The following is a 12,598-nucleotide window of genomic DNA, read 5'->3' on the forward strand; positions in this document are numbered from 1 at the left end:
ACACGGTATGGCAAGGACGGCGGATGCTGGTGAAACTGAAACGCGACTGGGGATGATCGTCAGTTCCAATGCCCCTCGGCGATCTCGCGGACGAACAGCGCGCGGGCCTTCAGCAGCAGGTCATCGCCACAGATATCGATATGGCCATAGAATCGGGCGCGCGCACCGGACCGGCTCCAGTCGGCATAGTAGCAATATTCGCGAGCATCGAGGCGGAAGGCCCGTAAGTCCTCGGCCCAATGTGGCTTGGGCTCGACGACGACGGTGATGCCGTCGCGCGTATCCTCCCAGGGCAGCGACCGCTCCGCCGGGGGATTTTCGCGGTCGGCCCGAAAGATGAAGTCGATGTCGATGTGGTCAGCCATGACGGCCTCCATAGAAAATGCCCGGCGCGATGGCCGGGCGAGTTGAAAACGCGATGCGGGGCGGCCTGCGCCGCCCCGCATGAGGTCATTCCGCAGCGACGAGGTGCTGCCGGTCTTCTTCATCTTCGGCCGCTGCTTCCTCGTCGTCACCGTCACCGGCGAGGAAGTCGGGCAAAGCCTCGACCTCGCCATTGGTGTCGGCGGACGCATCGCCATCGAGATCGACCAGACGCAACGGCTCCGGCAGCCAGCCGGTATCGGCCAACAGGCGCTCGGCTTCCTTGGCCATGTCGCCCTTTTTCAGATGGTCGATGAGCTGCGCCGCCCGTTCGCCCGCGCCCTCACGCACCGCAGCGAGGATCTGGGTCTTGGTCACGCGACCGAGATAGTTCTCGACCGTGGGCCGCCATCCCGCATCGAGAACCATGTCCATGGCGGTTGCGCGGGCGATCCGGTCGGCCCCGGCAAGGCGACGATCAAGGCCATGCTGCGAGATGCCAGAGGCGCTATGGGGGTTCGGACGCTCGTAGAGCGCATTGACGCCATAGCTGACGCAATGGGCGAGAAGCGCCATGCGGCTCGCCTCGTCAAGCGCAGCGATCCAGTCCCAGAGCGCCGCTTCGTCGGAAGGCAGATCGGCCTTCCAGGCATCGAAGCGCTCGCCGATCGCCTTGACCGACGGGCTGTCGGCGAGATCGGAGCCCTGCGAAGACAAATACCTGTGGCGAACGGAAACCTCCAGGCACCCGGTCGGCGCCGAGTAATGATAGCGCTCCATCACCATGCGGTGGAGTAGCGCCGTCATCGCGACATGCGGATTGTTGGCGAGCGCTTCCTGAAGCGCGACGGTCCGATGGGCGGTCAGTTCGATGACGAGCCGTTCCGGCAGCGGCTTGATCCCGTCGTCGTCATCGTCGTCTTCGGTTTCGACCGGCTGGCCGCCGATGGTGATGACGGCGCGCTGCACGTCACCGTCATTTCCGGCGGCGGTGACGGCGTTCTCGTTCTCGCCGTCCCCGGCATCGGCGATCGGCTCGTCCTCGGGCCGGACATAGCCACGCTCGATGACAGGCTCCCCGTCGCGGTCGATGCTGATGAAGACGCCGGCGCGGGCGACCTCGGCAGGATCATAGATGACGGGGCGCTTTTCGAAGTCCTCCAGAGCGGCCTCGATCTCGCCGAGGCGCCGATCGATCTCCTCGGGCAGTTCGTCGTGCTCGGAATATTCCGATTCGATATCGTCGTACTCGTTGCGGAGTGCATCGCGCGCGACGCGCTCCTCGTCGATGAGATCGGCGAAGCTGCCAGTGATTTCGCGAAGGCCGTTGTCGTATCCGTAGGGATGGCTGGTTTCGACAGCAACCCACTTCCAGCCTTCGGCCGCTACGTCATCGGCAATCGCCTTCAGCTTCTCCGAGACCAGACGGTCGAGAAGCCCCACGTCTTCGAGCCAGCCGCCGTCGTTCTCGGAGAAGAGATCGCGCAGCATCGCGCCGCCGGCCTGCTCATAGGCTTCCACGCCGACGAAGCGCACGCGCTTGTCATCGGTTGGAACGGTGGTTTCAGTGAGGAGCTGGCGGACCTGCCAGGGCTGGACATTGTAGGAGCGCTGGACAGCCTCCCAGACCTGTTCCTGGCGGGCATGGTCGGGATTGACGGTGAACGCTTCCAGCATCGCCAGCGGCATGCCGTTGCGCGCATAGACTTCCAGAAGTGCCGGCGAGACCGAAGCCAAGCGCATACGCTGCGTGATGTAGCGCGGCGTGGTGCGATAGGCGTCGGCGATCTCCTCTTTCGTCATGCCGTCGTCGAACATGCGCTTGAACGCCCGGAACTGGTCGAGCGGATGCAGGCCCAGACGCAGCATGTTTTCCGCGAGCGAGTCGTCGACAGCCGAGGTCTTGGCGTCGGCCTTCTTGACAAGGCAGGGAACGAGGCCGTCGGCGGGAAAGCGTCCGGCCTCGACCAGCCGCGCGATTGCCCGGAACCGGCGGCCGCCGGCCGGGGTCTCGAAATCGCCGGTCTCGTTGCCGTCGGCATCGAGAATGGCGCGGACATTAATGCCCTGCACGATGTCCTCGCGACGGTCGATGTCGTGGGTGAGATCGTCGAGACCGGCCTCGACGTCGGTTTCGCGGACGTTGCTGTCCGAGAGGCGGATGCGATTGAAGGGAATGTCACGCGAGCGCGAGAAGACGATCATCGCAGCGGCAGGCTTTTTCGACTTCCTGGCAGCTTTGGCCATGGTGGTTTCTCCGTGACGGGCGGCCGAGACCCTCTCTCGACCTTCCAACCCGTCACGAAATCCCCAGCCCCTCTCTCACTCTCTTTCGTACCATGGGCCGCCGTGATGGGATGCAGGTGCACGGCTTACTACCGGCAGGCAAATAGCCGTGGAAGCAGAGGTGGTCAGCTGTCTTCAACCCGAGCGGATGAACAGAATATTTGATACTGTGTTTCGCAGAAGTTTGTGAGGTTTGTGGAATGAGCGATGAAAGCGAGTACGAATTTTTCAAGCTACGCAAACAGGCGAAGACATATATCTCGAAGGTTTTCACCTTCAATGGGCAAAATCCAGAGCCCCTCCGAAATGTAAAAATGGTGTTTGAGGGAAATGACAAGGTTCTCGTCGGCGAAGTCGAGGCCGCTATGTGTCTTCGCCTGACCGGAAATGTCCGCAAAACACAAGTCTCTGCGCTTGTCACCCAGGACGACAAGAATATCAAGCGGATCACGCTTCAGACCTTCAAGACCCGGGCAGGAGACTGGATCGAAGCGGTTGAGAAAGACGAGTTCACGTTTCGAGCCGACGAGTTTGAACGTCTTCTCGGATTCCTGGCACAGATCAAGTTCATCGATCTAACGAATAAGGAAAATTTCCAGATCGAGGATATCTCCACGAAGGCTGGCCCAAAGGCGATCATTGACGCTTCGGATCGAGGTATCATCGAGCGCATCAGAAGCATGCCGGACGGCCAACGAAATGGTCTTCTCCGCGCGCTCCAAGAGTCGTTGACCGATGAAGAGATCAATATCCTGCTCGGGCGAAGACAGGGATTGGAGGAGTACGAGGAGCATATGCGCGTCGGCGATTGGAGCGAAGCGCAGTGGCAAGACTTCTTTGAGCGCGAGCAATGGGTCTTCGGGTACGGCCTCGACTATCGCGTGATGCGACAGTTCGGGCGAGAGATGACGGTGGGAATGGGGGGCACAGATAATCAGAACAAGCCTGTCATCGACTTTCTCATGAGCTTTACCGACTATACTGTACTCGTTGAAATTAAGAGGCCCGACACGCCCATCTTTCGTGCCAATCGTGGCGGACGAGCGGGAACATGGGAGTTCAGCCAGGAGTTCATGAGCGCTGTTTCCCAGATCATCGAACAGAAGGCGGAATGGTTATCTTTCGCGCAAACGGGCGAGCACTATAACAAGGCAGGGACTGAGACTCTGGCAGCTCGCACGAGGAATACCAAGAGCATTCTGGTGATCGGCTCCCATTCCGAATTCTCGCCCGCCGACGATCCCAGGGCCGCAAACATCAAGCGCGATACCTTTGAGCTTTTTCGCCGGGAAACCCGCAGTATCGACATTGTGACGTTTGATGAACTGCTTGAGCGCGCACGGTTCATCACGCGAAGCTAATAGGTGCTCCTATCTGACACCATGCTGCTGCGGAGCACTTATGCCGCCCTCTGGTCGATGCCGGTTTCGGATGTCGCGGGCTGCTCGTCTTGCGGCAGGAAAGACAGCAGCCAGTCGGCCGCCTTGCTCGCCTGCGAGGCCGCGCGTATGATGGCGCGGGAATCCTCACGCATAACCTCCAGCCAACTGCCGATGTAATCGGCGTGGCGCACCGTCGGCACGATGCCGAGCGCGGCGCAGCTAAAGGCCGAAATCTGCTCGGCGATCAGCTCTTCGAAGGCATATTTCTTCGAGCCGAACGAGCCCGTCATGTCACGGTTCAGCCGGCTGTGATGGCCGCTGGCGTGACCGAGTTCGTGCAGAGCCGTCCGGTGCCAGTTGATGGGCTCAAAATACGCTTGGGGCGGCGGGACCATCACATAGTCCTGCGACGGGACGTAGAAGGCCCTGTTGCCGCCGATGTGAAAATCGACGCCGGTCGCCTTGATCAGCGCCTCGATCCTCGGCTCGATCAGGCCGGGCGGTGGTGGCGGCGCGGCGGTGGCGATGTCGTCGGGCAGCCCGTCGCATTGCGCGACGTTGAAAACCGTAAAGCGCTTCAGGAATGGGATGGCATGCGCCTCCTCGCCGCTCTCGCGGGCGCGGCGCTTCTCATCTTCCGGCGTAAAGCGGTCGGCATAGATGACCGTGGTGCCGCGCTCGCCCTTGCGGACATGGCCGCGGAGCGAAAGCGCCTGCCGAAATGTGAGCCAGCCCTGGCAGGGAAAGCCGTGCTCAATGACGGCGCCCCAGAGGATGAGCACGTTGATGCCGCTGTAGCTGCGGGAGGTGACGGCGTTTTTCGGCAGGCCGAGCGGCGCCTTGGCGACCGACGTGCCCCAGGGCTGCACCCACGGCACCCGGCCGGCCTCCAGCTCGGCGACGATTTTGGTGGTGATTTCGGCATAGAGGTTCGTCCGGTCCGAGCCGGTGCGAACGCTGCGATCATATCTGGACATCGCGGTTCTCCGCGACGGGCGCCGGAAGACTCTCCTCCGGCCCTCAACCCGTCACGGCAAAACCCGTCCGCACTCTCGCTCTAAAGGGGGCGTCGCGGGGGCACCCGCAGAAGGAGGTGTGCCGGCGACCGCGGCGCCGGCCCAGGGGGAAGACTTCCTCACGGAAACAGCAAATGCGTAAGCCTTGGATAACGGCTTCGCTATCAGAGAAACTTGTAGCTCACCCATCTTCATTGACAGCGCACGGCACCACACTAGCCTCAGAATCGGAGCGTCTTTGTTCGGCCGTCTTGCAAGCGATCAATGCCATCGAGGAAGATGGTGACAGTCGTTTGCTGCTAGTAGCCTGCTTTCTCTCGCTCCCTCTCGCTCTGCAAGGCGAGACAACGTTTTTTTTCGGTGAGCATCGAGGCGAGCGTCGATCAGAAAAGCAATGGCGCTCGACGTTTTTGTGATCAAGGATATTTTTGTTATTTTCCAATAAGCTGATGAGACTCTTTCAAACTTTTTCCGCTACTAAATATAAACGAACAAAAACGTCTTGGGGATCTGACTTACAGGGTGGGCAATGAAAATATACTCTGTCGCAATCGAGAATTTTAGGGGCATCCGCTCGACGCGCCTGGTTTTGCCGGATCATGCGGTGCTTATCGGAGACAACAACACCGGCAAGTCTTCGGTGCTCGAAGCCATCGACCTAGTGCTTGGCCCCGACAGGTTGAACCGGCGTCCGCCGGTCGACGAGCACGATTTCTATCAGGGACGCTATTTGGCTGAGCCGACATTGGCAGTCGCCGAAGGCGAAGATCTTCCGATTGTGCCGGCAGACGACGCTGAAGCGGAACTGGCGGAGGGACCGAAAATCACCATCGAGGTGACGATCGTTGACCTGTCGCTGGAGCAGCAAGCCCGCTTTGGTGGGCAGATCGAATGGCTCGCAACGGACACCGGAGACTTTTACGACGAAGCGGAGCCGGCCGGGGTCGATGCAGCGAATATCGTTGCGGCGCTCCGAGTGACGTTCATCGGGGAATATGATCCAGACGAGGACGATTTCTCCGGCAACACGTATTTCACCCGCAGTATCGCCGAAGAGGCAACGCCAACGCCCTTCTCGAAGAAGGACAAGCAGCATTGCGGCTTCCTTTTCCTGCGTTCACTGCGGACAGGATCGCGGGCGCTGAGCCTGGAACACGGCAGCTTGCTCGACATCATCCTGCGTCTGAAGGAAATCCGCCCCCAGATGTGGGAGGAAACGATAAAGACGCTGGCGGGCTTTGACGTGGCGAGCAAACCGGAACTCGGGATTTCCGGCGTGCTGGAAAGTATCAACAAATCGCTGAAGAAGTACGTTCCCCGCGAATGGGGCGCGCAGCCGCATCTCAAGGTATCGAATTTGACGCGCGAGCATCTGCGCAAGATCGTGACGGCGTTCATTGCAACGGGTGGAGGCGATCACGCGGCTCCCTTTTATCGTCAGGGTACGGGCACGATCAACATGCTGGTGCTGGCCCTGCTGTCGCAAATCGCCGAGGACAAGCAGAACGTCATCTTTGCGATGGAGGAAGCCGAAACGGCGATACCGCCCTATGCCCAAAAGCGGATCGTCCACGAGCTTCGCAAGCTGTCGGCGCAGTCGATCTTCACTTCGCATTCGCCTTATGTGCTGGAGGAGTTCACGCTCGACGAGACGGTGATCCTGTCTCGTTCCGACGATGGCGAACTGACGCAGTCAAAGATTGCGCTCCCGGAAAGCGTCAAGCACAAGCGTTATCGCCAAGAGTTTCGAACACGCTTTTGCGAGGGGCTGCTGTCGCGCCGCGTACTTATCGCCGAAGGCGCGACCGAAGCCGCATCCTTCCCGGTGGCAGCGCGCCGGCTTGCCGAACTGAACCCGGCGACCTACGCCTCGGTGGAGGCATTGGGCGTTTGCGTGATCGACGCTGGAACCGAGAGCCAGATCGCCGATCTGGCGGCGCTCTACAAGGGGCTCGGCAAGCGAACCTTTGCCATCTGCGATAAGCAGACGGCCGTGGCACAGGCCGCGATTGAGGCCCAGGTCGAGCGGTTGTTCATGCACGCAGAGAAGGGCATCGAGGACCTGATCCTCAAGAATACGACGCCCGCTGCCCTGGAACGGTTTGCCGACGTCCTCGACTGGCCGCCGCACCTTGCGGCGAAGTACCCCGATCCGAAGGCTCAGGCGCAGGCAGCCTTGAAGGAGTATTTCGGCTGGTCGAAGGGAAATTGGGGGATCGCCGATTTTATCGCGCAATGCGACGAGGCGGAGATCCCTCAGTTTTTGCGCGACGCCTGCGTTGAGTTGAAGAACCTATGCGACCCGCCACTCGCGGCTCCGGCCCCACCGGAGCCGGAAAAGGATGATCTTTTCGCGGACATTCTGGGTTAGAGGAAGACGATCGTGGTCTCTCTCACCGAAGCACAGCAGGGCGTCCTAGAGGCAGAAGGCCATCAGCTTGTCACGGGCGGCCCCGGCTCGGGCAAGACCACTGTCTCCATTCTCAAAGCTGCCCAGATCGGACGGGAAGCACTCAAGCCTGGTCAGAGGATACTGTTCCTGAGCTTTGCCCGCGCGACCGTCTCGCGCGTGCTTGAGGCGGTCGACGAGGAGAAGCAGATCACCCGGAAGGAAAAGGCGGTGATCGAGGTCGATACCTATCACGCCTTCTTCTGGCGCATTCTGAAAACGCATGGGTATCTGGTCGGCTTCCCGCGCCGCACGACGATCCTGACGCCACCGAACGAGGCGATTGCGCTGTCAGGCTTGCGTAGTGGATATAAAGCGGCCTCGAAGCTGACGGATGAAGAGAAAGCAGAGAAAAAAGAGCGAGAAGAAGCCGAACGGGAGCGCTTGGCACGCGAGGAAGGAAAGGTCTGCTTTGACCTCTTCGCGACCAAGGTCGGCGATCTTCTCCATGGATCGAATAAGGTCCGGGCCCTGGTCTCGACGATGTATCCGTTCATTATCCTTGATGAGTTTCAGGATACGAGCGCAGAGCAATGGCGTGTCGTCAAGGCCCTCGGGGTAGAGAGCACGCTCATCGCACTCGCTGACCCCGAGCAACGTATTTTTGACTTCATCGGCGCCGATCCTGAACGTCTCAACCATTTCAGGGAGGCGTTTCATCCGTCCGAGCATGACCTCGCAGGCGACAATCATCGCAGCAAGGGTACTGAAATCGCGCTATTCGGAAATGACATCCTCTCCGGAAAATTCCGGAAATCGAACTATGAAGGCATTCATTTCGAGCTTTTCGCTTCGAATTCGAACCAGGCATATGTGACTCTAACCACGCAGGTGCTTCAGGCTCGCAAGCGGCTAGTAGACGCCGGGAAACGCGATTGGTCGCTGGCAATACTTGTTCCGACCAAGAAAATGACGCGGCTTGTATCGGATACGCTGCGAGAGCCATTTGGCGCAGTACCCCCGATCGGGCATACTGCCGCTGTTGACATGGAGGGTCCAATCCTTGCCGCCGAAATCGTAGCCTTCCTCCTGCAACAAGATCGGCATAGTGCGGCGTTCGACGATCTCATTGAGTTGCTGTGCAGCTACTATCACGGTCGCGGTGGCTCGGCTCCCAACAAAGGCGATCTGGAGGAGGCAAGCCGATTGCGCACCGCCCTCACCAAATGGAATGCGAACATAGCAGCGGGAAAGCCGCCACCAGGCAACAGTGTTCTGAATGCAACCGCGACTGTCCATCAGGCTGCAATCGCCTTGGCGCTGACCGGAGACCCGGACAAGGACTGGCGTGCGATTCGTTCGATTCTTGACGCTGGCGGCTGCTCGCGGCTGAAGGAGATCGCCGGACAGGTCCGGAATGTGCGCTTGCTGGAACGCGGCACTCAACTTCGTCAGGGGCTCACGCAAGACTGGCGCGATAGTGGGGTCTATCGTAACGCCCTGGAGATCACACGCCGCGCCTTCGTTCAGGAGCATTTTTCCACCGCCCATAAGCCGGAAACCGGTGTGATTGTTATGAACATGCACAAGGCCAAGGGTAAACAGTTCGACGAGGTAATCATTTTTGAAGGTTGGCCGAGACGAGCCAAGCGCGAGATCGTGGCGAATCCAGACCGGATCGTGAGCGGCAATATTCGTTCCGGTGCTATGACACAGGCGCGGCAGAATTTTCGCGTGAGCGTAACTCGTGCGAAGAGCCGAACGACCATTCTCACCCCGTCAGATGATATTTGCGCACTTCTGACGTCTGACGAGGACTAAGCGGCCTTCGTAGGATGATTTTGGTGAAGGTATCGTTGCTCAGAGGTTGGCGGCCGCTGCATCAGTGTTGTTTGATGGCAGCGGCAGCCCCGACACCTGCCAACTTCCTAGCAGCGGTTATCCGACCCTGCGGATCATCCAAACTCCGAAGGCCGATGTCTGCCTGATCGCCAACACAGGCGCAACCTATTTCGAGCGCCGGATAGGCCGCGCAAGCACCAGACAAAGTGGCAGATATTAATGCAATTGCCGCTGCGTCACGAACTCACAGAACGCCGCCAGCAAGACCCACAGTACGAAGGGATGCGGCGATATCGGGAATCGACCGGAGCAGTACCAGATGATCATCTTTGGAGCGCAAGAAGCCGCGCCGTTGCCAGAACAGCGCCGCCTCCTCATCGACGGCATTAACCATCAATGCCCTTCCCCCGATGAGCGAAGAAGCCAGGACACATCGCTGCAGCGCGTGCTTGACGAGACCGGTTCCGATCCCCTGCCCCGTCCATCCGGTATCGGTGGCAAGCTGGCCGAGAAGAAGGCAGGGAACGGGGTCGGGCGGCTGGCCCGTGCGGATCGAACGCGGCATAACCGCCGGCACGACGGCGGTCGGCGCCAGACCATAATAGCCCACGACGCGTCCCGCCTCATGGACCACGAGAACAGCGGTAAAGCCTTTCTGCTGATTGGAAAGGGCGCGCGTCTTCAGCCAGTGATCGAGCGTCGGCTTGCCGCAAGAGAATTCAGACACATCATGCGCGACGGTGAGCGGTTCGGGAGCCGATAGCGCCACGACTTATCGCTTCGGCTCGTAGCCAGCTTCCCAAGGTGCAGGCCGTTTCGCCAGCTCGACCATCTCGGGAACAGGCGCTGCCGGGGCGGCGAGAACCTCCATGAACGCATCGAACCCTTCCGGGCTCATACGGATCAGGCCTTGCTCCATCACAACCTCCTCGGCCGCGCGCACGGCGGCATCACGCACGAAGTCGGTGCGCGAGCGGCCGCGCAGCGTCGCCGCGCGATCGATCATCGCGACATCCGCTTCCGGTAGCCGCATCGAGATAGGATATTCCTTGCGTTCCGCTGTGCTGGCCATGTGTCGTCTCCTTGAAGGCAAGATAGGGGATTGTATCGCAAAACGCAATACGCTACCATCGCATCCATGGTCAGCGATCTCGAAACAGCGGTGCCGATACGCCCAACCATCGGTTCGGGGGCAAAAGCGCATAGGTTATTTCGCTATGCCACGGCGCGCGCCTGTGCGCTGGACCACGCCGCCATGCGCCACGCGACATCAATCAACGCCGAATATTCTATCGTATTTTCAGTTGCTTATACTGCCTTTCCGGCAAATCCTGCCGGACATGACTTTACGAACACACCAATATCCGTCGAAGATGACAGGAAGAGAGCGCGAAGAGCTGCTCGAATCCCTGCTCATCGACGAGCCGGAACTGACCTTTACGCCGAGGGGCGATCCCGATCCGCGGCTTTTGCGTCTGGTCGACTTTCTGGCGCGGCAGGCGGCACGGGAATGCTACGCGGAAGAAGTCAAGACGACGAGGCGACGGAGGAAGCGCACCTCCTGATGCCGAAAGGAGAGGTGCATTGAAGGTCGCGATCTACGCCCGCTATTCGTCCGACAGTCAACGCGACGCCTCGATCGCCGACCAGTTCCGCATGTGCCGGCTTCATGCCGAGAAGCAAGGCTGGCAGATCGTCGAGGAATATTCCGACCACGCGATCTCCGGCTCGTCTCTGCTGCGCCCCGGCATCCAGGCCCTGATCTCCGACGCCACGCGCGGGCGCTTCGATCTGATCCTCGCCGAAGCCATGGATCGGCTTTCGCGCGATCAGGAGGACATAGCGGGCCTCTTCAAGCGCATGTCCTATTCGGACGTGAAGATATTCACCCTCTCCGAGGGTGAAGTCTCGCACCTGCATGTCGGGCTCAAGGGCACGATGAACGCGCTGTTCCTGAAGGACCTGGCCGACAAGACCCGGCGCGGGCAACGCGGCCGGGTCGAGGCAGGCAAGTCGGGCGGCGGCAATTCCTACGGCTATGACGTGGTGAAAAAGCTGGACGCTAACGGCGAACCAATCCGCGGCGATCGCACGATCAACGAAGCTCAAGCCGAGGTCGTGCGCCGCATCTTCCGCGACTATGCTGCCGGCAAGTCGGCCAAGACCATCGCCTTCGCCCTGAACAGGGACGGCATCGCTGCTCCTTCCGGCGGCGATTGGGGTTTCAGCACCATCAACGGCAATCCGAAGCGTGGCAACGGCATCCTCAACAATGAGATGTATGTCGGCAAGATCGTCTGGAACCGGCAGCGTTTTGTCAAAGACCCCGATACCGGCAAGCGGCAGGCCCGGCCCAACCCGGAATCCGAATGGGTCATTCAGGAAGCGCCGGAACTGCGTATCCTCGACGACGAACTCTGGAACGCCGTGAAGGCGAGGCAGGGCGAGAACCGCGTCGAGCGGGACGAAAGGGGCGTCGCCGACGTCCGCAAGATGAACTATCGCCGCCGGCCCAAATACCTGTTCTCTGGGCTGACCAAATGCGCCTACTGTGGTGGTGGCTATTCCGCGATCTCAGCGACCCTGATCGGCTGCTCGACAGCCCGCAACAAGGGCACCTGCTCCAACCGGGTCAACATCCGCCGAGACGAGCTGGAGACGCGCGTCCTGAATGCGCTGCGCACCAAGCTCGTCGATCCCGCCATGTTCGCCCGCTTCTGCGAGGTGTTCACGCAGGAGATGAACCGCCTGCGCATGGAGGGACGGGCGGGTATCGCCGCGGCTGAAGCGGAGATCGCGAAGATCGACAGGGAACTGGACACGCTGCTCAACCTGATTCTCAAGGGTGGCGCGGCCGACGCGATCAACGCCAAGATGGTCCTGCTGGAACAGCGCAAGAAAGAACTCGCCTTGTTCCTGGCCGAAGCCGAGGAGCCACCTCCCCTTTTGCATCCCTCGATGGCGTTGCAATACCGCAAGCGGGTCCAGCAGCTCTACGAAGCCTTGCAGGACGAGGAAGAAGAGAAGCGGGTCGAGGCGGCCGACATTCTGCGCTCGCTGGTGGACCAGATCGTTCTGACGCCGGTGGACGACAAGATGGCGATCGATGTCCAGGGCGATCTGGCTGGCATTCTGACGATTGCGGCACAAACGAAAAACCCCGCCGGTGGGCGGGGTGGATCGCAAGTAAAGATGGTTGCGGGGGCAGGATTTGAACCTGCGGCCTTCAGGTTATGAGCCTGACGAGCTACCGGGCTGCTCCACCCCGCGCCATTTGTGTGATTGTATCACTGGTATTGGTATTTGTTTGGCGTTTATGG

10 protein-coding genes and 1 tRNA gene are annotated in these 12,598 nt (G+C 60.2%); 5 read left to right on the forward strand and 6 right to left on the reverse strand.

The features are described 5' to 3' along the window. Window positions 1–59 precede the first annotated feature (59 nt). Window positions 60–488: a hypothetical protein gene (locus ABWW28_RS25645; RefSeq protein WP_502904596.1), complete on the reverse strand. Its 429-nt coding sequence runs from the start codon at window positions 486–488 to the stop codon at window positions 60–62. Next, the gene (locus tag ABWW28_RS25650; RefSeq protein ID WP_151665658.1) at window positions 451–2,610 is read right to left on the reverse strand and encodes a ParB/RepB/Spo0J family partition protein; all 2,160 of its coding nucleotides are present in this window, start codon (window positions 2,608–2,610) and stop codon (window positions 451–453) included. Before ABWW28_RS25650 ends, ABWW28_RS25645 begins: the two co-directional genes overlap by 38 nt. A gap of 239 nt (window positions 2,611–2,849) precedes the next feature. Between ABWW28_RS25650 and ABWW28_RS25655 the strand changes: the two genes are divergently transcribed. Next, a complete protein-coding gene (locus ABWW28_RS25655; RefSeq protein ID WP_100652952.1) occupies window positions 2,850–4,010 on the forward strand; it encodes a Shedu immune nuclease family protein in 1,161 nt (386 codons plus the stop codon). 38 nt (window positions 4,011–4,048) lie between these two features. On the opposite strand, the gene ABWW28_RS25660 is transcribed toward ABWW28_RS25655, so the two are convergent. Continuing rightward, a complete protein-coding gene (locus ABWW28_RS25660) occupies window positions 4,049–5,008 on the reverse strand; it encodes an ArdC family protein (protein ID WP_100652950.1) in 960 nt (319 codons plus the stop codon). Window positions 5,009–5,576: 568 nt separating this feature from the next. Between ABWW28_RS25660 and ABWW28_RS25665 the strand changes: the two genes are divergently transcribed. Both ABWW28_RS25665 and ABWW28_RS25670 read left to right on the forward strand, forming a co-directional pair. Further along, a complete protein-coding gene (locus ABWW28_RS25665; RefSeq protein ID WP_151606144.1) occupies window positions 5,577–7,418 on the forward strand; it encodes an ATP-dependent nuclease in 1,842 nt (613 codons plus the stop codon). Window positions 7,419–7,430: 12 nt separating this feature from the next. Next, complete coding sequence (locus ABWW28_RS25670; RefSeq protein ID WP_313015742.1) at window positions 7,431–9,257, forward strand: UvrD-helicase domain-containing protein; 1,827 nt, start codon at window positions 7,431–7,433, stop codon at window positions 9,255–9,257. Window positions 9,258–9,522: 265 nt separating this feature from the next. Here ABWW28_RS25670 and ABWW28_RS25675 read toward each other — a convergent pair whose 3' ends face one another. After that, on the reverse strand, window positions 9,523–10,047 hold the full coding sequence (locus ABWW28_RS25675; RefSeq protein WP_100652944.1) for a GNAT family N-acetyltransferase: 525 nt from the start codon (window positions 10,045–10,047) through the stop codon (window positions 9,523–9,525). A gap of 3 nt (window positions 10,048–10,050) precedes the next feature. Then, complete coding sequence (locus ABWW28_RS25680; RefSeq protein ID WP_100652942.1) at window positions 10,051–10,350, reverse strand: type II toxin-antitoxin system TacA family antitoxin; 300 nt, start codon at window positions 10,348–10,350, stop codon at window positions 10,051–10,053. A 268-nt stretch (window positions 10,351–10,618) separates the two neighbouring features. Between ABWW28_RS25680 and ABWW28_RS25685 the strand changes: the two genes are divergently transcribed. Together ABWW28_RS25685 and ABWW28_RS25690 are read left to right on the forward strand one after the other, a co-directional pair. Next, window positions 10,619–10,843 carry a hypothetical protein gene (locus ABWW28_RS25685; protein ID WP_197926858.1) on the forward strand — a complete coding sequence of 75 codons (225 nt, stop codon included), beginning with the start codon at window positions 10,619–10,621 and terminating at the stop codon, window positions 10,841–10,843. A gap of 19 nt (window positions 10,844–10,862) precedes the next feature. Then, window positions 10,863–12,515 (forward strand): recombinase family protein, encoded by a 1,653-nt coding sequence (locus ABWW28_RS25690; RefSeq protein WP_100653077.1) that lies wholly within the window; start codon window positions 10,863–10,865, stop codon window positions 12,513–12,515. Here ABWW28_RS25690 and ABWW28_RS25695 read toward each other — a convergent pair. After that, window positions 12,472–12,548: transfer RNA gene (locus tag ABWW28_RS25695), tRNA-Met, on the reverse strand. The genes ABWW28_RS25690 and ABWW28_RS25695 overlap by 44 nt on opposite strands. Window positions 12,549–12,598 lie beyond the last annotated feature (50 nt).

This window comes from Brucella sp. NBRC 14130 (assembly GCF_040371715.1).
Taxonomy (GTDB): Bacteria; Pseudomonadota; Alphaproteobacteria; order Rhizobiales; family Rhizobiaceae; genus Brucella; species Brucella intermedia.

Excerpts from the sequence above, each read along its gene's own strand:
- ABWW28_RS25645 (WP_502904596.1), bottom strand. The coding sequence starts at position 488 with ATGAAGAAGACCGGCAGCACCTCGTCGCTGCGGAATGACCTCATGCGG.
- ABWW28_RS25650 (WP_151665658.1), bottom strand. The coding sequence starts at position 2,610 with ATGGCCAAAGCTGCCAGGAAGTCGAAAAAGCCTGCCGCTGCGATGATC.
- ABWW28_RS25655 (WP_100652952.1), top strand. The coding sequence starts at position 2,850 with ATGAGCGATGAAAGCGAGTACGAATTTTTCAAGCTACGCAAACAGGCG.
- ABWW28_RS25660 (WP_100652950.1), bottom strand. The coding sequence starts at position 5,008 with ATGTCCAGATATGATCGCAGCGTTCGCACCGGCTCGGACCGGACGAAC.
- ABWW28_RS25665 (WP_151606144.1), top strand. The coding sequence starts at position 5,577 with ATGAAAATATACTCTGTCGCAATCGAGAATTTTAGGGGCATCCGCTCG.
- ABWW28_RS25680 (WP_100652942.1), bottom strand. The coding sequence starts at position 10,350 with ATGGCCAGCACAGCGGAACGCAAGGAATATCCTATCTCGATGCGGCTA.
- ABWW28_RS25685 (WP_197926858.1), top strand. The coding sequence starts at position 10,619 with ATGACTTTACGAACACACCAATATCCGTCGAAGATGACAGGAAGAGAG.